Origin of the sequence: Aquimarina longa SW024 (assembly GCF_001401755.1) — a bacterium.
GTDB lineage: Bacteria > Bacteroidota > Bacteroidia > Flavobacteriales > Flavobacteriaceae > Aquimarina > Aquimarina longa.
Genome location: NZ_KQ474106.1, coordinates 82,099 through 102,439, shown reverse-complemented (window position 1 = coordinate 102,439; position 20,341 = coordinate 82,099). Strand labels below are relative to the sequence as shown.

18 protein-coding genes are annotated in these 20,341 nt (G+C 31.1%); 12 read left to right on the top strand and 6 right to left on the bottom strand.

Going from position 1 to position 20,341, the window contains the following annotated elements:
* Positions 1–58 precede the first annotated feature (58 nt).
* From N456_RS21540 to N456_RS21530, 3 genes are all read left to right on the top strand, one after another.
* Entirely contained in the window at positions 59–1,021 is a 963-nt protein-coding gene (locus N456_RS21540; RefSeq protein WP_240315574.1) for an arginase, read from the top strand.
* Between the two features lie 8 nt (positions 1,022–1,029).
* Positions 1,030–1,965: a citrulline utilization hydrolase CtlX gene (gene ctlX, locus N456_RS21535; RefSeq protein ID WP_062061989.1), complete on the top strand. Its 936-nt coding sequence runs from the start codon at positions 1,030–1,032 to the stop codon at positions 1,963–1,965.
* Between the two features lie 71 nt (positions 1,966–2,036).
* On the top strand, positions 2,037–2,444 hold the full coding sequence (locus N456_RS21530) for an RrF2 family transcriptional regulator (RefSeq protein WP_062061986.1): 408 nt from the start codon (positions 2,037–2,039) through the stop codon (positions 2,442–2,444).
* 22 nt (positions 2,445–2,466) lie between these two features.
* Here N456_RS21530 and N456_RS21525 read toward each other — a convergent pair whose 3' ends face one another.
* Both N456_RS21525 and N456_RS21520 read right to left on the bottom strand, forming a co-directional pair.
* Entirely contained in the window at positions 2,467–3,087 is a 621-nt protein-coding gene (locus N456_RS21525; RefSeq protein ID WP_062061982.1) for a chromophore lyase CpcT/CpeT, read from the bottom strand.
* Between the two features lie 85 nt (positions 3,088–3,172).
* Positions 3,173–4,594: an SDR family oxidoreductase gene (locus N456_RS21520; protein WP_062061980.1), complete on the bottom strand. Its 1,422-nt coding sequence runs from the start codon at positions 4,592–4,594 to the stop codon at positions 3,173–3,175.
* A gap of 496 nt (positions 4,595–5,090) precedes the next feature.
* Between N456_RS21520 and argS the strand changes: the two genes are divergently transcribed.
* Complete coding sequence (gene argS / locus N456_RS21515; RefSeq protein WP_062061978.1) at positions 5,091–6,869, top strand: arginine--tRNA ligase; 1,779 nt, start codon at positions 5,091–5,093, stop codon at positions 6,867–6,869.
* Positions 6,870–7,031: 162 nt separating this feature from the next.
* Positions 7,032–7,499, top strand: coding sequence for a GNAT family N-acetyltransferase (locus tag N456_RS21510; RefSeq protein WP_062061975.1), 468 nt, complete (start codon positions 7,032–7,034; stop codon positions 7,497–7,499).
* A 434-nt stretch (positions 7,500–7,933) separates the two neighbouring features.
* On the opposite strand, the gene N456_RS21505 is transcribed toward N456_RS21510, so the two are convergent.
* Positions 7,934–8,434 carry a hypothetical protein gene (locus N456_RS21505; protein WP_062061972.1) on the bottom strand — a complete coding sequence of 167 codons (501 nt, stop codon included), beginning with the start codon at positions 8,432–8,434 and terminating at the stop codon, positions 7,934–7,936.
* A gap of 213 nt (positions 8,435–8,647) precedes the next feature.
* On the opposite strand from N456_RS21505, the gene ffh reads away from it, so the two are divergent.
* Both ffh and N456_RS21495 read left to right on the top strand, forming a co-directional pair.
* Positions 8,648–9,976 carry a signal recognition particle protein gene (gene ffh / locus N456_RS21500; protein ID WP_062061969.1) on the top strand — a complete coding sequence of 443 codons (1,329 nt, stop codon included), beginning with the start codon at positions 8,648–8,650 and terminating at the stop codon, positions 9,974–9,976.
* A 46-nt stretch (positions 9,977–10,022) separates the two neighbouring features.
* The gene (locus tag N456_RS21495; RefSeq protein WP_062061968.1) at positions 10,023–10,913 is read left to right on the top strand and encodes a bifunctional 5,10-methylenetetrahydrofolate dehydrogenase/5,10-methenyltetrahydrofolate cyclohydrolase; all 891 of its coding nucleotides are present in this window, start codon (positions 10,023–10,025) and stop codon (positions 10,911–10,913) included.
* 613 nt (positions 10,914–11,526) lie between these two features.
* Here N456_RS21495 and N456_RS21490 read toward each other — a convergent pair.
* From N456_RS21490 to rho, 3 genes are all read right to left on the bottom strand, one after another.
* Positions 11,527–12,681 carry an SH3 domain-containing protein gene (locus tag N456_RS21490; protein ID WP_148639407.1) on the bottom strand — a complete coding sequence of 385 codons (1,155 nt, stop codon included), beginning with the start codon at positions 12,679–12,681 and terminating at the stop codon, positions 11,527–11,529.
* 539 nt (positions 12,682–13,220) lie between these two features.
* Positions 13,221–13,892, bottom strand: a complete 672-nt coding sequence (gene msrA, locus N456_RS21485) for a peptide-methionine (S)-S-oxide reductase MsrA (RefSeq protein WP_062061964.1) — start codon at positions 13,890–13,892, stop codon at positions 13,221–13,223.
* A 157-nt stretch (positions 13,893–14,049) separates the two neighbouring features.
* On the bottom strand, positions 14,050–15,741 hold the full coding sequence (gene rho, locus N456_RS21480; RefSeq protein WP_062061962.1) for a transcription termination factor Rho: 1,692 nt from the start codon (positions 15,739–15,741) through the stop codon (positions 14,050–14,052).
* A 199-nt stretch (positions 15,742–15,940) separates the two neighbouring features.
* Between rho and N456_RS21475 the strand changes: the two genes are divergently transcribed.
* The 5 genes from N456_RS21475 to N456_RS21455 all read left to right on the top strand — a co-directional run bounded on the left by N456_RS21475 (position 15,941) and on the right by N456_RS21455 (position 20,318).
* Positions 15,941–16,351: a DUF4293 domain-containing protein gene (locus tag N456_RS21475; protein WP_062061959.1), complete on the top strand. Its 411-nt coding sequence runs from the start codon at positions 15,941–15,943 to the stop codon at positions 16,349–16,351.
* A gap of 134 nt (positions 16,352–16,485) precedes the next feature.
* The gene (locus tag N456_RS21470; RefSeq protein WP_062061956.1) at positions 16,486–17,040 is read left to right on the top strand and encodes a DUF4178 domain-containing protein; all 555 of its coding nucleotides are present in this window, start codon (positions 16,486–16,488) and stop codon (positions 17,038–17,040) included.
* Between the two features lie 37 nt (positions 17,041–17,077).
* Entirely contained in the window at positions 17,078–17,869 is a 792-nt protein-coding gene (locus N456_RS21465; RefSeq protein WP_062062272.1) for a hypothetical protein, read from the top strand.
* A gap of 8 nt (positions 17,870–17,877) precedes the next feature.
* Positions 17,878–18,756: a DUF350 domain-containing protein gene (locus tag N456_RS21460; RefSeq protein ID WP_062061953.1), complete on the top strand. Its 879-nt coding sequence runs from the start codon at positions 17,878–17,880 to the stop codon at positions 18,754–18,756.
* A complete protein-coding gene (locus tag N456_RS21455; RefSeq protein ID WP_062061950.1) occupies positions 18,744–20,318 on the top strand; it encodes a polyamine aminopropyltransferase in 1,575 nt (524 codons plus the stop codon). Before N456_RS21460 ends, N456_RS21455 begins: the two co-directional genes overlap by 13 nt.
* The last annotated feature ends 23 nt before the right edge of the window (positions 20,319–20,341 follow it).

Sequence of the window (20,341 nt, the reverse complement as noted above, 5' to 3'; positions counted from 1 at the left end):
CTTTTGTAATTTTAAAAAACAGTATAAAAAAATTGACGGATATATTAGGAAATATATAATGAAAGAAATTAAGTTAATTAAAAATAGATCAGATATTGGTGCCGGAACAAGAGGTTCTGATCTTGGAATTGATGCAATAGAAATTGCAGCTATTAATAAGAGTGATGATTATTTTAATCGATATGGATTTGAAAATGTAGAAACAGAAAATGAAACAATATACAATAAAGTAAATAATTCGTTTGCTAAACGAATAGGTAGCGTACTTAATGTATGTACTCGATTGAATGATAGTGTAAAGAGAAATTTGATAGATGGTGTGTATCCAATAGTGTTGTCTGGAGATCATTCATCAGCTTTGGGTACAATTAGTGGAATAAAGGCAGCAAACCCAAACAAAACACTAGGAGTAGTATGGATAGATGCGCACGCAGATGTGCATTCACCATATACATCGCCTTCAGGAAATATACATGGTATGCCATTAGCTGCTGCGCTTTCTGATGATAATATGAATTATAAGACAAATGAAGTGTCGCAAGAGACAGCTAATTTGTGGAATGAAATGAAAAATATAGGTATTGAAGGGCAGAAAGTAGCTCATCAAAATATAATATATTTTGGGGTAAGAGATACAGAAGAACCAGAAGAAAATGTGATATCTGAAAATAAAATAAAGAATTATACTGTAGAAGAGGTTCGCTATCGTGGTTTTGAAAAATGCTTGAAAGAAGCTATTCAAAGATTAGAATCTTGTGACATGATTTATATATCCTTTGATGTTGATAGCTTAGACTGTGATTTAATCTCTAAAGGAACAGGAACACCAGTTTCTAGAGGTTTTGATATTAATGAAGCAATTTATATTATTCAGGCATTTGTTGAAACAAAAAAAACAGTTTGTTTTGAAGTGGTAGAAGTCAACCCTACTTTAGATAATAAAGGTAATAGAATGGCTGAAGCTGCTTTTGAGGTGTTAAAAGCAACAACAACAACGATTGCAGAAAAAATGTTAAGCTAGTTTAGAACATGCAAGTAACTAATACTATAATCATGATTCGTCCAATGCATTTTAGGATGAACAAACAAACTACTGTAAATAATTATTATCAGAAGGATATTGATATTACAGGAGAAGAAGCTAACAAAAAAGCACAGAAAGAGTTTGATCAATTTGTAAACGTATTAGAAGGAATAGGAGTAGAGGTTATTGTAGTGGATGATGATCCTGGAAATGATACTCCGGACTCTATTTTTCCTAATAACTGGGTTTCTTTTCATAAGAATGGTGATGTAGGATTATATCCAATGTTTGCAGTGAATAGAAGAAAAGAACGTAGAGGAGAAGTATTAGATAAAGTGGAAGCACTTGGTTTTGAGATAAAAAACATCATAGATTATACAGATGCAGAGGATGAAGGAGTGTTCTTAGAAGGGACGGGTAGCTTAGTATTAGATCGAGTAAATAGAAAAGCATATTGTGGATTGTCTCCACGTGCTGATGAGGACTTATTAATTGAATTCTGTGAGGATTTTGAGTACACACCAGTTGTTTTTTATGCCAATCAAACTATTGAGGGTAAGAGGTTACCAATATATCATACCAATGTTATGATGTTAGTAGGAGAAACATTTGCTGTAGTATGTTTAGATGCGATAGATGATAAAAAGGAACGTAAAAACCTTATAAATCATCTAAAAAATGATGATAAAGAGATTATCAAAATTACAGAAAATCAAGTGAATTCTTTTGTAGGAAATATGCTTCAGGTTGTTGGTTCAAAAGATAAACGTTACCTTGTGATGTCAGCAATGGCATTTGAAAATCTTACTAAAGACCAAGTTACTAGGATAGAAAAACATTGTGAAATTGTTAGTAGTGATCTTAATACAATTGAAACATTAGGAGGAGGAAGTGCACGTTGTATGATGGCAGAAGTTTTTCTACCTAAAAAATGTAGTTAATGTTTTTGTACATTAAATTTTAGACTTAACTCTAAAAAAAAAGATCACAAACCAGAAAAATTACTTTAAATATGCTTTCTAAAAAAACTAAATATGGTCTAAAAGCACTTACATATATTGCTAGGAAGAGGTGTGATGATCCCGTATTAATTTCTGAGATTGCGACTAATGAAAATATTTCTCAAAAGTTTTTAGAAAGTATCTTGTTAACATTGAGAAAAACAGGGTTTTTAGGCTCTAAAAAAGGAAAAGGCGGAGGATATTATTTGATCAAAGAACCCAAAGATATCACTATGGTATCTGTAATTAGAGTGTTAGAAGGTCCCATTGCAATGCTACCTTGTGTTAGTCTTAATTTTTATGAAAAATGTGATGACTGTCCTGATGAGAATAAGTGTGCAGTACATAGCGTTATGATTGAGGTAAGAGATAGTACATTAAAGGTTTTGGAAAATAAAACATTAGCAGATTTTATTTGATGTTGTTTTATTAAAGAGGAGGTCATTTATTAGAGATTCTTTTATATTTATATGGTCCCTTGATTTTTCCCCATATCTGCTTCCCTTTGTTATTATATCCCTTAGTCCATACAGTTATTTTGTCTTTGCTTACAACAAATGTATTCATTAGATAATCAATATAATCAAGATCACTATAACACGACCCCTTATTTGTTTTTCCGGAGTATATTGTCGAAGTTTTTTTCTTAAAATATACATGACATCCAGTTCTTATTTCAAGGTCTTTCATTGTTAGTGTGTAAGAGTAATCTGACTTTTTGCTTGTGTCGTAATCTTTAGCATTAATTATTTTATAATTAGTGCTTTTAAAGGTAGAAGAGTCTAATCTTTCATAATGAACTATTCTCTGGTAATACACTTTTTTTTTGTTTTTACCATCTGATATTTTTGAATGTATCCAATATCCAGGCTTGTTTTTCCAGATTCTAGTATTTTTTAGATCTAGATGTTCAAAGCTAGTATCGTTTATAGATTGTTCCTTATTAGAGAAATCGCCAATCATTAACAGTGCTAGTTTGTGTAATTCTTCATCTTTAACAGATGTAGAATTACAAGAAGAGCATAGTATTAATAAAAATATAAATAGTAAAGTTGTCCTCATATATTCGTTTTCTTAAATATATGAAAAAAACAAAGTAATAATGCAATTTATCGATAAAATAAGTGTTTTGTCCTAGTAAAATTTGCTATAATGTTATTTTTCGAATCATTCCATCAAAAATAAAATAATGAAAAGGCATCATTGCATACCAGTATATTCTTCCCCAAATACCTTTAGGTCTAAAGGTTGCGGTTTGATGTAAAATATTGTCTTTGTCTATTTCGAATTCTAACCAAGCCTCTCCAGGAACTTTCATCTCAGCAAAAAGCAACAGACGTTTATTTCCTTTATCGGCAACTAATACTCTCCAAAAATCTAGAGCATCTCCAGAAGATATTTCATCTAAGTGTGTTCTTCCTCTGCGTAATCCTACTCCTCCAAAAAATTTATCAATATATCCTCTTATTTTCCATATCCAGTTTCCGTAATACCATCCATTTTCTCCTCCTATTGTCCAAATTTTTTCTACTGTTTTTTCTAAATCTTTTACTATAGCTGTTTTTTGGTCTTTAAAACATCCTCTTTTAGGGACAGTAATATATTTTTGAATATTACTTTTAAAACGACCACTAACCATAGAGTCTTTCCAACTAGAAACAACTTGATTTTGCTCGATTTTTATAAATGCTAACTCTAAAGATTTCACATAATTCATTGGAGTAATGTTTAATATTTCCTGAAGACGTTTATCATTTGCAATAACAGGAATCTTCATGCTGTCGACTAAATTTAATGCAAGTTTATAAGAGGTAGATGTTACAAAATAAAGCCAATAAGACGAAAGTTTTGGTGTCATTATTGGGATTGTGAAAATGAATAGCTTTATTTTTCTTACGTTAGCATATAAATACAACAGTTGTTTATATGTTACTATGTCTGGACCACTTATGTCAAAGGATTGATTATAGCATTTTTTATTGTCTAAAACACCTGTCATAAATAATAAGACATCTCTAATTGCAATTGGCTGAGTTTTAGTGTTTACCCATTTTGGGGTAATCATTACAGGAAGTTTTTCACATAGATCTCTTATAATCTCAAAAGAAGAACTTCCGGAACCGACAATAATACCGGATCGTAAAACAGTTAAGTTGTAATTGCCTTTATACAATGTTTCTTCTACATTTTTGCGAGACCATAGATGCTTGGATAGGTTTTTTTCGTTTACAATGCCACTTAAATAAATTACTTGGTGGATAGTTGTTTTTTCGATATATTTAATGAAGTTAAGGGCAGATGTTTTTTCTTTTTCATCAAAATCAGTCGTAGAGGAACTCATAGAGTGAATTAGATAGTAAGCTATATTAATATTAGTAGGTAAAATAGAAAAATCTGGTGTTTTTAGAAAATCTATTTCTACTATGATAACCTTGTTTCTAGTTTCATTATCTAGTGATAGTCTGTTTTTATCTCTTACACAGCATATAACTTCATGTCCAGCATTTAATAATAATGGTAATAGTCGCATTCCTATATACCCATTCGTTCCAGTAAGGAGAATTTTCATTTTTTCTGATTAAGTTACAAAGAAATTAAAGATCGGAATAAAAAATAATTCTTATTTATTATAAATTTTCACTAACCGTTATTCGGTTATTAGTATCATAACTTTTCTTATGAATTTAGGTGTCTATTTTCTTTATTTTAAAAATGAAATAATAATTAGAAGATATATTTCTAATATAATTTTAAAGTTGATGAGAATTTCTTTAGGGTATAATTCTATAGTATATGTTTTATTAGTTATTGCTTAGAATTAAAATATTACGTATTTCTAGTTAGCATCAGGGCTATAAATTTTTGGAGAACTGATACTTTTATTTTGATGCGTTTCATTACTATAAAAGAAGTGCTTGCTCTTTGATATATTTTTGCAACAAGTTTAAGAGTTTTATAAGAGAGTTGCCTATGTATGTTTTTTAGGTATGAAAAACGAAATGATAAGGAAACACTTAGTGCTACGTAGTATTTTCTATTATCTTTGCTGCTTAATTTTTTAGAGAATGAGTTTACAACAAGTCCTTTCGGAAAAAGTAAAAGAAGCAATACAGCAATTATATACTATTGATTTAGAATCTGTAGAATTACAGGCTACCCGAAAAGAGTTTGAGGGAGATATTACCGTTGTTATTTTTCCAATGCTTAGAGTCGTAAAAGGAAACCCTGTGAAAATAGGAGAATCTGTAGGTCAATACTTGGTAGAAAATCTAAAAGAAATTGATAATTATAATGTTGTTAAAGGGTTTTTGAACCTAGTCGTTTCAAACGAATACTACTCTAATTTCTTTATAAAAATTAAAGCAGAAAAACACTACGGATTTGTGACTCAGCTAGAAGATAGTAAAGCTGTTATGGTAGAGTATTCTTCTCCCAACACTAACAAGCCTCTGCACTTAGGGCATGTTAGAAATAATCTTTTAGGATATTCTGTAGCCGAAATTATAAAAGCTAGTGGTAAAAAGGTGTATAAAACTCAAATCATTAATGATCGAGGGATCCATATTTGTAAATCAATGATTGCATGGCAAAAGTATGGAAACGGAGAAACCCCTGATACTACAGCACTAAAAGGTGATAAGTTAGTTGGGAATTATTATGTGAAATTTGATCAGGTATATAAGGAACAAATAGTTCAATTAATTGATGAAGGTAAAACAGAAGAAGAGGCTAAAAAATTAGCTCCGATTATAGTCGAAGCTCAAGAAATGCTTCGTAAATGGGAGGCAGGAGATGATGAAGTAGTGCAGTTATGGAAAACAATGAATGGGTGGGTGTATAAAGGTTTTGATCAAACATATGCATCATTAGGAGTGGATTTTGATAGCTATTATTATGAGAGTAATACTTATTTATTAGGTAAAGATAATATCGAGGAAGGTCTACATAAAGGGATCTTTTATAAGAAAGACGATGGATCAGTATGGTGTGATCTAAGTGAAGAAAAACTAGATGACAAATTAGTATTGCGTAGTGATGGTACTTCTGTTTATATGACACAGGATATCGGTACAGCAATCCAACGAATTAAAGACAATCCTGATGTTGGAGGAATGATTTATACTGTAGGGAATGAACAAGATCATCATTTTAAGGTGCTATTTGCTATTTTAAATAAATTAGGATATGATTGGGCAGAGAATTTACATCATTTAAGTTACGGAATGGTTGATCTGCCAAGTGGTAAGATGAAAAGTAGAGAAGGTACAGTGGTGGATGCAGATGATTTGATTCTTGAGATGGCAAAAACAGCAGGTATAATCTCTAAAGACTTAGGTAAATTAGATGGATATACAGAAGAAGAAAAGAATGATATATATAAGATCATAGGTCTTGGAGCTCTAAAATATTTTATTTTAAAAGTAGATCCTAAGAAACGTATTCTTTTCAATCCGGAAGAATCAGTAGATTTCCAAGGAAATACAGGGCCATTCATCCAGTATACTTATGCCCGAATTCAAGCAATTTTACGTAAAGCAAATTTTGATTATCATAAAGATGTTTTTGATGTTATATTGCATGAAAAAGAAAAAGAACTAATTAAGCAATTAGAGCTTTATCCAGATGTTATACAAAATGCAGCAAATGAGCTCAGTCCTGCGATAATTGCTAATTATACTTATGATTTAGTAAAAAGTTATAATTCATTCTTTCAGAATGTATCTATATTTGGAGCCACTACAGATCAAGAAAAAATATTTAGAGTTCAGCTTTCTGATATGGTTGGTAAAACGATTAAATCTGCATTTAAATTATTGGGGATAGATGTTCCTGAGAGAATGTAGTAATATTATGTTTTTTTACTAGTTAGATATCGACAATTATTTGATACAGAGAATCATGTTTTTTGTGATTTTTGTCGGTTATTTTGTGTGTTTTATCTAGATAATTAGATAAAATAATAAATAATATAGTGTAGGAAGATTTGTTTTTTTTATCTTAGTAAGATGTATTGCAATATATTACGAGCAACATATCAGGATCTACCACTAATGCAACATTTGTTTTATCAAACAGTAATAACATATGGAGCTAAGTTATTTACAAGATCTGAGATAAAAACTTATTCTAGATTAGCCGTAGATAAAGCGTATTGGCAAGAAAAGTTTAAAAGTGATTTTATTTACAATGCTAAACTAAATGGCGAAATTGTAGGCTCTTTTTGTATGGATAAAAAAGGAAATATAGAATATGTTTTTGTTCATATGAATTATCATGGACAAGGTATTGCAGGGGATTTATATGCAACACTTGAAAATGTAGCAAGAGATTCTAATATTGAAGTTCTCACTACTCCGATAAATATAGGAACTCGATCTTTTTTTGAGAATAAGGGGTTTGAAATTACTAAGAATTCTGTAAAAGTTGTGGGTGGAGAAGAAATGATAAGTTATAGTGGAGTTAAATATCTTTAAAATTAGCTCTAAAGATTATATTAAAAGTACGTCCTAAATTTTGTTTAACCTTATCAATATTATTTTTATAACTTATATCTATAATAGTTATTAATTGTATTTTCTTGGTTTGATGTATTCTTGATAAAGAATCAAGTCATTTTGTAAAAAAAACTTCTTTTCATTTTTCCTATAGTAACACAGCTATATAGTAGAATACTATATTTGAATCACCTAAGTTTCCTTTCGTCGAATAATTTAGAAGTGTTTTTCTTGTTTTTTAAATAAGTTACTTTTACTATATGTGTCGTAGCAGGACAAAATACTACAGAGCCATTGACATTATCTGCGCATTGATTGTTAGCTTTTACTTTTTGCCAGTATTGTGTCTTGCCAAAAATACAAAGACCTTTCGATTAAAATTCTAATTGCTTGCTATGATCACATATATAGTGTTACCAAACGTGTTTTTTCATTATAATTTTGGATATGGTTGAAGATATTTTTTGATAAATACTATTATGATTTTCCTCTAATTTCTTTTTAAACTTCCCAAGATATACTTCTATAGTCCCAATATTTTCATTCTCTTTCAAATTAAAGACGTCATTAAACCTATCAGGTCTACTAATTCTGTGTCCTATTTCCAATTTATTAGAGTCAAAATATTCTAAAAACTTATTTTGAAGACTATTGAGAATAATATGATCATCAAATTTAATTAATTGAAATTCCTCAAAATCCAATTCATATCTGTTGCGAAATTCTTTTATTTCATTCTCAACTTCCTTATTTCCAGATTTTATAATTTGTCTTATTTTAGAAATTTTGATTAAATGGGATAGGTAGATTTTATTTAAGTGACAAATTAGTGTTTCAAGCTTTTTTATTAGAGAGTTCACATCATCATTAACACTAATTTTAAGTTTAGTTATTTCTTTATTATTTAGTTGCATTTTTTATGTTTGGTAACGTTTAATATACATAATATAGAATACATTTTGTAATCAAAGAATACTATTCCTCTTTAACTACTTTCTATATCTGTATTTCAGTGTTCAATGAAGATTATACAATTCTATAATTCCATTCTTTCTTTATATGCTTCAAATTCTTAAATTTGCAAAATCTATCGATAAAGGTAGTTTTTTCAAAATACGAGAAAATATATGTTTGATAATTTAAGTGATAAGTTAGATAAGGCTTTACATATTTTAAAAGGTCATGGACAGATAACAGAAGTAAATGTTGCTGAGACACTTAAGGAAGTACGAAGAGCGTTGGTTGATGCTGATGTAAATTATAAAATTGCAAAAGAATTTACTGCTAAAGTAAAAGTAAAAGCATTAGGGCAAAATGTATTAAAAAGCCTTAAACCAGGGCAGTTGATGGTAAAGCTCGTTAAAGATGAGTTGACAGAATTAATGGGAGGTGAAGTTGCGGGAGTAGATTTATCTGGTAAGCCATCAGTAATTTTAATGTCAGGATTGCAGGGTTCTGGTAAGACTACTTTTTCAGGAAAACTAGCTAATTTTCTTAAAACTAAAAAGACTAAGAAACCACTTCTTGTTGCTTGTGATGTATATAGACCTGCTGCAATTGACCAATTGCATGTGGTTGGAGAACAAATTAATGTTGAAGTTTTTAGCGATAGAGGTAATAATGATCCAGTAGCGATTGCTACAGCTGGTATTGCACATGCAAAAGCAAATGGGCATAATGTGGTTATTATAGATACTGCAGGTCGTTTAGCTGTAGACGAAGTGATGATGACAGAAATAGCAAATATTCATAAAGCTATTACACCAAATGAAACCTTATTCGTGGTGGATTCTATGACAGGTCAAGATGCAGTGAATACAGCAAAGACTTTTAATGATGTACTGAATTTTGATGGTGTAATTCTAACTAAGCTAGATGGAGACACTAGAGGCGGAGCTGCAATATCAATAAAATCAGTAGTCAATAAACCTATTAAGTTTATTGGTACGGGGGAAAAAATGGAAGCAATTGATGTATTCTATCCTTCTCGTATGGCAGATCGTATTTTAGGAATGGGAGATGTTGTGTCTCTTGTAGAAAGAGCCCAAGAGCAATTTGATGAAGAAGAAGCTAGGAAACTACAAAAAAAGATTGCAAAAAATCAGTTTGGATTCGATGATTTTCTAAAACAAATTCAGCAGATTAAGAAAATGGGTAATATGAAGGACTTAATTGGGATGATACCTGGAGCAGGAAAAATGATGAAAAATATGGATATCGATGACGATGCTTTTAAGCATATAGAAGCAATTATCCATTCTATGACACCAGAAGAGCGATCAAAACCACAAGTTATAAATTCTAGCAGAAAAAAACGGATAGGAAAAGGTTCAGGAACATCAATTCAGCAAGTAAATCAATTGCTTAAACAGTTTGATCAAATGAGTAAAATGATGAAAATGATGCAGGGAGGCGGTGGAAAACGGATGATGCAGATGATGGGTAAAATGAAATAATTATAAACTTTTATAAGAAACTTAATAATTAAGGCAATCAGGGAGAATGGAAATATTAGACGGAAAAAAGATTAGTAACGATATTAAAGACGAAATAGCTGCGGAAGTTCTTAAAATGAAAGAACGAAGAGAAAAAGTGCCTCATCTGGCAGCTGTTTTAGTAGGTAGTGATGGTGCTAGTTTAACTTATGTAGGTAGTAAAGTAAGGGCTTGCGAACGAATAGGGTTTGAATCTACGTTGGTTAAAATGCCTAGTACTACTAGTGAAGTAGAGTTATTGGCTAAAATAAAAGAATTGAATGAAGATGATGATATTGATGGTTTTATAGTACAATTGCCGTTACCACCCCAGATTGATACACAAAAAGTATTATTGGCAGTAGATCCGGATAAGGATGTAGATGGTTTTCATCCTATGAATTTTGGTAAAATGGCATTAGATATGTCTACTTTTATTCCTGCAACTCCTTTTGGAATTTTAGAATTATTAGAGCGTTATGATGTAGATACTAAAGGAAAACATACGGTTGTAATAGGGAGAAGTCATATTGTAGGTAGGCCTATGAGTATTTTAATGGGAAGAAGAGGTTGGCCTGGGAATTCTACTGTTACATTAACGCATAGTCATACCAAAAATATCACGCAGATTATCTCTCAGGCAGATATTGTAATTTCTGCATTAGGAGTCCCAAATTTTTTAAAGGCAGAAATGGTTAAAGATGACGCTGTTGTTATTGATGTTGGGATTACAAGAGTAATTGATGAATCTGCTCCAAAAGGGTATAGAATTGTTGGTGATGTAGATTTTGAAAACGTAAGTAAAAAAGCTTCTTTTATTACTCCTGTACCAGGAGGAGTAGGTCCTATGACGATTGCAATGTTGTTAAAAAATACATTGTTAGCTAGAGAAAGACATCGTAGTAATCATAATTTATAACTAAAAAAACCTTTTGCTTGTATAATATTATTATCACTAGTAGAAGAGCTTTTTAGTTGGTTTTTATGAACCAATATAGAATGAGAAATTAAAGTCTGTAAGCTTGTTAATGCTTACAGACTTTTTTATGCAATATACTTTGATTCATGTTATTTGTTTGTACTTTTTTTAAGTGGTGGTTGCGGTGTTTTTTGTAATAGAGAGTGCTAAGTATAGAGGGAAAAGGTGGTGTAGTTTTCTTTTATTGGTATTATTAATCGTACAGATGTGGTTAAAACAATCTGATTTAATAGGGTTTTAGCTTTTTTATAGCTAATAGGGGGCGAAAACTAAAATCAAAAGTTCTACTGGTTTTAGTTAGGTGTAGAAACTAAAGGTTTTGTTTTTAATACAATGGGTAATGTATTTTTGTAAAATAAGTGTTATAAAAATCGAATACAGCACGCATGGATGTAGATAGAGCTGATGGAGAAGTAGAAGATGATAGCTGTCTAAGAGGAAAATAAGAGGATAAAAAAATCTAAAACATAAACGTCAGAACTCAATAGAGTCCTGACGTTTATATATTACATTTATATTTTGGTGATTAAAATGTTTTATATTTTACTACTAATTAATCTTTATTAAAAGATTCAGGAGAAATATTATCTTCATCAGCAGCACCTGTACTGTATCCATTTCCATTAGGAAGAAGGTCAAGTGCTAAGTTATATGAAGGAACATTTATACCTTTAGAAGTTTTGATTGTATTGAAATCTAGAGTTTGCTGACTTTTTTCATATAAAGCATTCTTAGTAAAGGTTCCATATTTTTTACCATCTACAATGTTTTCTCTCCAATCTTTACCATATGCTATTTTTAGGTAATATTCACCTTCGGGTACGTTTCTGATAAATTGAGTTGCACTTGAGTTGATGTATGTTACACGAACTAACTGATCATCTTTTTCAGTTTTACCCATTTTATACATCTTAACTACTACATCAGTATTTTTTCCTACTTTAATTTTTAGGTAATTATCTAATTTGTAATCAAACTTACCTTTAAAGTTAAATGATTTTGGAGTTGCACCAGATTTATAGGTCTTTTTCTCCCAGCTAGAATATTTATCCTCTCTAGATACTTCTATAGATGCGGCTCTAGGTGAAGTAGTACTAGTGCTTGATCCGTAAGATGGTGTTGTTGATTCGATAGGTGTAGAGACAACATCACTACCTTTAGCAGCTCTTCTGTTAGCTTCTTCTACGGCTCTTCTTGTTTCTTCTGTATCAGCAAGAGCTCTTCTTGCTGCAGCGTCTTTAGACCTTGATGCTGCTTCTGCATCTGCAATAGCTTTTACTGCTGCTGCTTCTGCTTCTCTTTTTAAACGTTCTGCATTAGCAATAGCTTTTCTTGCAGCTTCTTCTGCAGCTCTTTTTGCTGCTTCTGCTTGAGCAATTGCTTGAGCAGCTGCTTGTTTAGCTGCTTCTCTTTTTGCTGCTGCTTCTTTTGCTGCTCTTTCTGCGTCAGCAATTCGGCTGTCTTCTGTTAAATGTTTTGTGATAACAAAACCGTTCATACTCTTGTACTGTATCGTACTCCATTCTCCGTAACCAGAATTAATTACGTAAACTTGTGTTCCTTGAGGAACTTCAGCAATGGTGTTATAGTTTAATCCAGGACCACTTCGAACTTCTAATTTACGAGAAGACATTAAGTATTGCTCAGACTGAGCTTGAGCAGAAAAAGTAATCACCAAAAGCAGAATAAATGTAAAAATAGACTTCATATCGCTTGTTTTTAAGTAGATTGGGTTATATAATTCAAAAATTTTAATACTTATTTTATATTTCTAAATTATAGAAAAAATTTTAATTTATTTAAAATGTATTCTTTAAAAAAAAATACCAAAAACATTTTGGTTTTACTTTTTAGAAACTCAAATCATTAATTATGATTAGTTTACAAAAACAAATGTTTTAAAGAACAAATTTTTGATTTAAATAATTGTTTTTCAGTGCTTTATGTTGTTTTTATTCTAGTTTAACTTTAATATTTTCAACTAAAATACTGAAATGAATACTATTAAATCAGAATCAAAAGTAATGTTTTATTCTTAAAAATACAACTTCTTTTCATTTTATTTGCATTAAAATAACATTTTATTTTCATTGTTTTGTGTTTTTCACCGATTTTTTGCATCAATACAACCGATTTATAATTACTTTTTTATTTAGCTTGTCGGTTTTTATGCGCATGAGGTTAAACACTAATTTTTATGTGGTAAATACGTGATTTTTTTTGCAAACTTGTGTTTCATTTATTTTTTTAATGTTTGTTTTTAATGAGATGAGGATATTTCTTTTGAAACCTTTTTAATCTAGGTATTGATACACCTTGTATGTATCTATTTCCTGGATTTCTTTTTTCATAATCTTGATGATAGGCTTCGCCTTTCCAGAATTTTTGAAAGGGAACTATCTCAGCAGCAATCTTTCGATTTAATTTTTTACTAAGTGCTGCTTTCTTTTCTTCAATTATTTGTTTCTGATTTTCATTTTGATAAAAAATAATAGATCTATATTGTGAACCATGATCGGGTCCTTGTCCATTAACTTGAGTAGGGTTTTGAGAAGCAAAATAAACATCTACTAATGTTGAGAAAGAAACTATTTTTGGGTCATATAGTATTTCTACGGCTTCTGCATGACCTGTACGACCTGTATTGCTAGTTTCGTATGTAGGGTTTTTGGTATGGCCTCCAGAGTATCCTGATATAGATTCGTTTACACCTTTTAGGCTTTCGTAAATGGCTTCTACACACCAAAAGCAGCCGCTTGCAAAATAAGCTCTTTCTAAGCCGTTAATTTGCTTGACTTGCACAGGGGGTAGGTGCTGGGTTTGTGTGATTTCATTTTTGTCTTTCTTTGATTGACTGTTACTTTGACAGCTTGATAATAATAAAGTAATACTCCATATTATATATAGTATATTTTTCATAAGGATTATGTTTTGGTATTAGGTCAGTTTCTTGGTGAAAAACTTTCAGATGATCGGTTGAAAAATAAATTAGTGGCAAAGGTATTAAAGGTATGAAAAATAAATAGGGGTGATTATCAAAATCGATAATCACCCCTATTTATTTTTATTTTACTTGTTAGCCATTCATTGAAATAAGAAACTCGTCGTTGTTTTTTGTCTGCCTAAAACGATCATTAATAAATTCCATTGCTTCTACAGGATTCATATCTGCAAGATATTTGCGCATAATCCACATACGTTGTATTGTTGTGTCGTCTAATAAAAGGTCATCACGACGGGTACTACTGGATATTAAATCAATAGCTGGGAATATACGTTTGTTGGCAATACGTCTGTCTAATTGTAATTCCATATTACCTGTTCCTTTGAACTCTTCAAATATTACTTCATCCATTTTAGATCCAGTTTCTGTTAACGCTGTTGCGATAATTGATAAAGATCCTCCTCCTTCTATATTACGAGCAGCACCAAAGAAACGTTTTGGTTTGTGTAGTGCATTAGCATCTACACCTCCACTTAATATTTTTCCACTTGCTGGTTGAACAGTATTGTAAGCTCGCGCCAATCTGGTGATAGAATCTAATAGGATTACTACATCATGACCACATTCTACAAGTCTTTTTGCTTTTTCGAGTACTATGTTTGCAACTTTTACATGCTCATTAGCCTCTTTGTCAAAGGTAGAGGCAATTACTTCTCCCTTTACATTACGCTGCATATCGGTAACTTCTTCGGGTCTTTCATCTATAAGTAGTATCATTTGGTATACTTCTGGATGATTTGCTGCAATTGCATTAGCTACATCTTTAAGTAGCATAGTTTTACCAGTCTTTGGTTGGGATACTATCATACCACGTTGTCCTTTACCAATTGGAGCAAAAAGATCCATAATTCTGGTAGAGATTGTACTTTGTCTTTCAGCTAGTTTAAATTTTTCTTGAGGAAATAATGGGGTCAAGTGCTCAAAAGAAACTCTATCACGAACTACTTGTGGGTCAAGTCCGTTGATTTTATTTACTTTAATAAGAGGGAAATATTTTTCACCTTCTTTAGGTGGTCTTACTTGACCTAATACTGTATCACCGGTTTTAAGTCCAAAAAGACGAATTTGTGATTGAGATACATAGATATCATCAGGAGAAGAAAGGTAGTTGTAATCACTTGATCGTAAGAAACCATAACCATCTTGCATTATATCAAGTACACCTTCACTTTCTATGATGGCATCAAATTCAAAATCAGGTTCTTTGTAACGATTTCTGTTATCTCTGTTTCCGTTTTCTTTTTTATTGTTGTTATTATTTCGTGATTTGTTTTGTTGTGATTTGTTTTGTTGAGACTTATGTTGTTGAGGTTTGTCATTCCCTCTATTTCTAGTATCGTTGTTATCCTCTTTTTTTTGTTGAGGTTTGGTTTTTTCTTTATGTTCCTTGTTTTTAGAGACATTTTCTTCTTTAGCTGCAGAAACTGTAGTTGTAGCCGCCTCATTTTTATGTTCTTTAGGAGCAGGAGCTTTGGATTCCTTATTAATAGGAGTGGTAGTGTTTTCAGATTTACGAGGGCGAGGTCTTCTTTGGCGAGTACCAGTGCTACTAGTATTGGTCTTTGGTTTTTCAGAATTTGTTTTTTCTGAAGAATCCTCAGTAATAACTTGCTTTACTTTATTAGGGTTTGTAGCCTGATAATCTAGTATCTGATATACTAAATCTAGTTTTTTTAGTGTACGGAATTTAGGTACACTGAGGGATTTTGCAATATCTTGCAGTTCAGGAAGCTTTTTTGCTTTTAATTCAGAAATCTCTAACATTTAAATGTGTTCTATAATTTATGTTTTGATATAAATTTTCTAAAGAAGAATTTTACGAAAATTTTATTTATAAGGTAAGTAACCTTGTTTTGAGAAGATTACGAGCTTTGTGATGCAAGTATACAACTTTATTTTTAATATTATAGACATATATGTAAAAGAAACTCTTATTTTTGCTTTTGTTTAAGGGGAAATTATAATGTTACAAAGAATTCAGACCATATATTTATTATTAGCAGCGATAGTCTCAGGAGGGTTATGTTTTTACTTTCCTTATGGATTGGATCAAAATGCGGTAGAACTTTATGCTATAGAAGATGTATTTCTTATGGGAATGTTTTTTGGATCTGTTGCTTTATCCCTTATTTCAATTTTTTTATTTAAAAAAAGACAGCTTCAGTTTGTACTGGGGCGTATTAATATCTTATTAAACTTTATTTTACTAGGAGTATTTGTTTATTGGTCACTAACGGTATCTGGAGAAACCAAAATTTCTGAGAAAGGTATTGGGATGATTATCCCTGTTATTTCTATCGTTTTATTAGTAATGGCTAACAAAGCCATTAAAAGGGATGAGAATCTTGTAAAATCTGTGGATCGATTACGGTAAACCTAAAATCTTAGTAGTATTAGTGCGTTAAAACCCAGAGTATGCCAACTCTGGGTTTTATTTTGATTGATATAAATATAATATATAGAAATTGTAACAAAATTAGCTGTAAGGTTACTTATAAATAAAAACAAATGGGAATTTTAGATTTTTTTAATAGAAAAAAGAAAACGCCTCATTACGATGTAACAGATATTCGGATTACAGATTTAGAAAAAGATTATATCTTAGATTATGATCTAGAGTCTTGGATAGTAACAAAGATGTATGAATATGATTGGGGGAATAATTTTTTTACAAGAGAGTTTGTGATTAATAATGGGGCTAAGAATTTGTATCTCCATATAGAAGACGATGATGAGTTAGAGATTTCTGTAACTAAAAAAATAGGGATTAGAACTTTAGGAGAACATATCGTTGATGCTATCGAGGAAACAGAAAAACCTCCTAAGAAGATTGTATATGATAATCAGATCTATTATAGGGATTCTGAAAATATGGGTTTTGTAAGAAATGTGGATAATGAAGATTGGAGTGAAGTTATCAGTTGGTTGTATCTCGATGACACAGAAGAATTACTGATTACTATAGAACAAACAGGAGAATCTAATTATGAAGCAACAATTGGAGAGTATATATCGGAATATAAAGTAAGTAATATTTTACCTCAAAACACTACTAATGATTAGAACTGGAAGATTTTTTTTACACAAAATATTGTTGTTGATGTTCGTATTCGTTTTATTTTCTTGTTCTAGTAATAAGAAAGTGTATAAGAAAACTCCGATAGATGAGTTTGTGACAACATATATTGATGAGCAAAACTATAGTGTAATTCTTGCTGATATGGATTATAAAGAAGAAGAGGATTCATATTACCATAAGTACAGAATACTTATAGAAAAGCCAAAAACAACTGTAGATTCTACGACATTGAGTGCCCCTAATTATAAGGCAGAAGATGTTGTTGTTAAGGATACTGAATGGCGGAAGGTTAGTGATGTGTTTTTTGATGATCATGTAAATAATCTTGGAATGACAATCCTTTCAAAAAAGAATGGTGTGCTCGATAAGAAAACATCTCCTGCAGGTTATGATAATTATGTAGGAAATGAACGTTATGGGAGATGGGAAAATAATACTTCGGGAGGAGGTTCTTTTTGGGCTTTTTATGGTCAATACCATTTTTTAAGTAGCATGTTCTATGGTTCATCGCATAGATATTACAGGGGTAGTTACATGGATTATGATAGGAACTACCGAGGTAGTAGAGGGTATTATGGATCAGGTCGTAATCAATATGGTACAAATTCTTCTGTTACTAAAGGAACGGCTAATAGATGGAGTGGTAGATCAAGCGCTTTTAAAAATAAAGTGAGAAACTCTGTAAAGAAAAGTGCAACAATTACTAGAAGTAGATCGTATAATTCTAATTCTAAATATTCAAAAACAACAAGAAACTCATCTAGGTATTCTAATTCTTCTTCTCGTTCACGAGCTGGAGGATATGGAAAATAATAAAATATATGGAATTATTAAAAAACTACCCGTATTTATTAGAATTGCTTGTAACCACAAGCTATTTTATAGAAGCAATTATAATTTTTGCTTTAGGTAAAATAATATATCAGTTGCTAAATTCTAAAATTAAAGTAAATGAAGAGTTGGTAATAAAAGATAATTTTGCCTTTTCTGTAAGTTATGTAGGATATTTTGTAGGGCTATTAATTGTCATAGGTGCTTCTATTGTTGGAGAGTCTGTCGGATGGATGGAGGATCTATTGGCAATCGCATACTATAGTAGTATTGGTATAGTTCTTTTGAATGTTTCTATTTGGATTAATCATAAGTTTATAATTAATAAATTTAATATTAAAAAAGAGATTATTGTAGATCAAAATGTAGGAACAGGGGTTATTGAAGCTGCTATTATGATTGCTGCAGCTCTGGTGTTATTTGGGGCAATAACAGGAGAAAGTGAAAGTTTATTTTCGGGTACTATAACCGCGATTTTATATTGGGCCATTGGCATGATCATTTTAATAATCACTTCTAAAATGTATATAATTTCAGTACGTTATGATGTGCATTCGGAGATAGAGAAAGATAATGTAGCTGCAGGACTAGCTCTTGCAGGAGCGATTGTTGCGATATCAATAGTAGTTATGAATGCTTTATTAGGTGATTTTGAAAACTGGCAGACTACTTTAATAGATGTAGGGACCCAAACAATTGTAGGTCTTTTGGCATTGCCAGTAATGAGAATTGTTGCAGATAAAATTTTATTGCCAGGACAGCGATTGACTGATGAAATTATGAATCAAGAAAAACCAAATGTGGGAGCTGCTTTAGTAGAAGCATTTGCATATATAGGAGCAGCTATTTTAATTACATGGAGCTTGTAAAAAAGAAAAGTAATAGAAATTCTAATATCCTTAAAATTGCAATTTTTGCTACTGGTTTTGCGGGAATTGTAGCAGAATATGTATTATCTACTTTAGCTACTTATTTTATTGGTAATTCAGTACTTCAATGGACAATGATAGTGTCTTTAATGCTCTTTTTTATGGGGATTGGAGCAAGGTTAAGCCAAAGAATATCAGGAAACTTAATCAGTAAGTTTTTGATGTTAGAGGTGGCATTATCTGTTTTAGTGTCTTTTTCTTCGATTATTGTATATACACTAGCAGCTATAAGTTCTTATTACGGAATTGCTATTTATGTATTGTGTATATCAATAGGTTTATTGATAGGTTTAGAGATTCCGATAGTCATAAGAATAAATGAAGAGTATGAGGAGTTGAAAACAAATATATCCTCAGTTTTAGAAAAAGATTATTACGGTAGTTTATTAGGGGGTGTCTTTTTTGGATTTATAGGGCTACCTCTATTAGGACTTACGTATACTCCTTTTGTTTTAGGATTTGTAAACTTGGGGGTTGCTATGATTGTAGCATATATGCTGTATCGTAAATTGAATACTACTGAGTCAAAAAAAATACTTCCTCTATTATTAGTAACAACTATATTTTTGGTGTTAGGAGTAGTGTTTACTAAGCCTGTGATTAGATGGGGAGAACAGAAAAAATATAAAGATAAGGTAGTTTTTTCGGATCAAACAAAATATCAAAAAATTGTAATGACCGAATGGAAAAATGAGTATTGGCTGTATCTAAATGGTAATCTACAGTTCTGTTCATTAGATGAAGAAATGTATCATGAGCCTCTTATACATCCTGCAATGGGAATGTATCCGAATGTAAAAGATGTTTTGATATTAGGAGGGGGTGATGGTTGTGCTGTGAGAGAATTATTAAAATATCCAAGTATTGCTACTATAGATTTAGTAGATTTAGATCCTAAAATGACTGATTTAGCTAAGGAACACCCTGTGCTGACACGTATTAATGAAGGAGCATTACATAGTGATAAGTTAACAGTGTATAATCAGGATGCATATTCTTTTTTAGAAAAACAAGAAAAACGATTTTATGATGCTATTATTGTAGACTTGCCTGACCCTAGAAATGTAGAATTAAGTAGGTTGTACAGTCATGAGTTTTATACAATATGTAATAGGAAATTACGATCAGGAGGAGTATTAGTAACCCAGGCGGGGAGTCCTTATTTTGCATCAAAGGCGTATAGGTGTATTGAGAAAACAATGAAATCAGCTGATTTTGTAACAGTACCTATGCATAATCAAGTTGTATCTATGGGAGAATGGGGTTGGATTCTAGGAGTTAAAAATATGAATATTGATCAACAAGAACTTAAAAGAAGGTTATTCTCTCTTAAGTTTGATGCTATCGAAACGAAATGGTTAAATAATGAAGCCATGCATCTCCTTACATCATTTGGGAAAGATGACTTTTTTATGAAACCAAGCGATTCTGTAGAGGTTAATAAAATTCATAATCCAGTATTATATAAGTATTACTTGAAAGGAAATTGGGACTTGTATTAAGAAAATTAATAAATAAAATTTTT

Bases quoted from the DNA above. Each gene is read 5' to 3' on its own strand.
- N456_RS21505 (WP_062061972.1), bottom strand. From the start codon at position 8,434: ATGCAACTAAATAATAAAGAAATAACTAAACTTAAAATTAGTGTTAAT.
- N456_RS21495 (WP_062061968.1), top strand. From the start codon at position 10,023: ATGGAAATATTAGACGGAAAAAAGATTAGTAACGATATTAAAGACGAA.
- msrA (WP_062061964.1), bottom strand. From the start codon at position 13,892: ATGAAAAATATACTATATATAATATGGAGTATTACTTTATTATTATCA.
- ctlX (WP_062061989.1), top strand. From the start codon at position 1,030: ATGCAAGTAACTAATACTATAATCATGATTCGTCCAATGCATTTTAGG.
- N456_RS21520 (WP_062061980.1), bottom strand. From the start codon at position 4,594: ATGAAAATTCTCCTTACTGGAACGAATGGGTATATAGGAATGCGACTA.
- N456_RS21455 (WP_062061950.1), top strand. From the start codon at position 18,744: ATGGAGCTTGTAAAAAAGAAAAGTAATAGAAATTCTAATATCCTTAAA.
- N456_RS21490 (WP_148639407.1), bottom strand. From the start codon at position 12,681: ATGAAGTCTATTTTTACATTTATTCTGCTTTTGGTGATTACTTTTTCT.
- N456_RS21540 (WP_240315574.1), top strand. From the start codon at position 59: ATGAAAGAAATTAAGTTAATTAAAAATAGATCAGATATTGGTGCCGGA.
- rho (WP_062061962.1), bottom strand. From the start codon at position 15,741: ATGTTAGAGATTTCTGAATTAAAAGCAAAAAAGCTTCCTGAACTGCAA.
- N456_RS21475 (WP_062061959.1), top strand. From the start codon at position 15,941: ATGTTACAAAGAATTCAGACCATATATTTATTATTAGCAGCGATAGTC.
- argS (WP_062061978.1), top strand. From the start codon at position 5,091: ATGAGTTTACAACAAGTCCTTTCGGAAAAAGTAAAAGAAGCAATACAG.
- N456_RS21510 (WP_062061975.1), top strand. From the start codon at position 7,032: ATGTATTGCAATATATTACGAGCAACATATCAGGATCTACCACTAATG.
- N456_RS21460 (WP_062061953.1), top strand. From the start codon at position 17,878: ATGGAATTATTAAAAAACTACCCGTATTTATTAGAATTGCTTGTAACC.
- N456_RS21470 (WP_062061956.1), top strand. From the start codon at position 16,486: ATGGGAATTTTAGATTTTTTTAATAGAAAAAAGAAAACGCCTCATTAC.
- ffh (WP_062061969.1), top strand. From the start codon at position 8,648: ATGTTTGATAATTTAAGTGATAAGTTAGATAAGGCTTTACATATTTTA.
- N456_RS21525 (WP_062061982.1), bottom strand. From the start codon at position 3,087: ATGAGGACAACTTTACTATTTATATTTTTATTAATACTATGCTCTTCT.
- N456_RS21465 (WP_062062272.1), top strand. From the start codon at position 17,078: ATGTTCGTATTCGTTTTATTTTCTTGTTCTAGTAATAAGAAAGTGTAT.
- N456_RS21530 (WP_062061986.1), top strand. From the start codon at position 2,037: ATGCTTTCTAAAAAAACTAAATATGGTCTAAAAGCACTTACATATATT.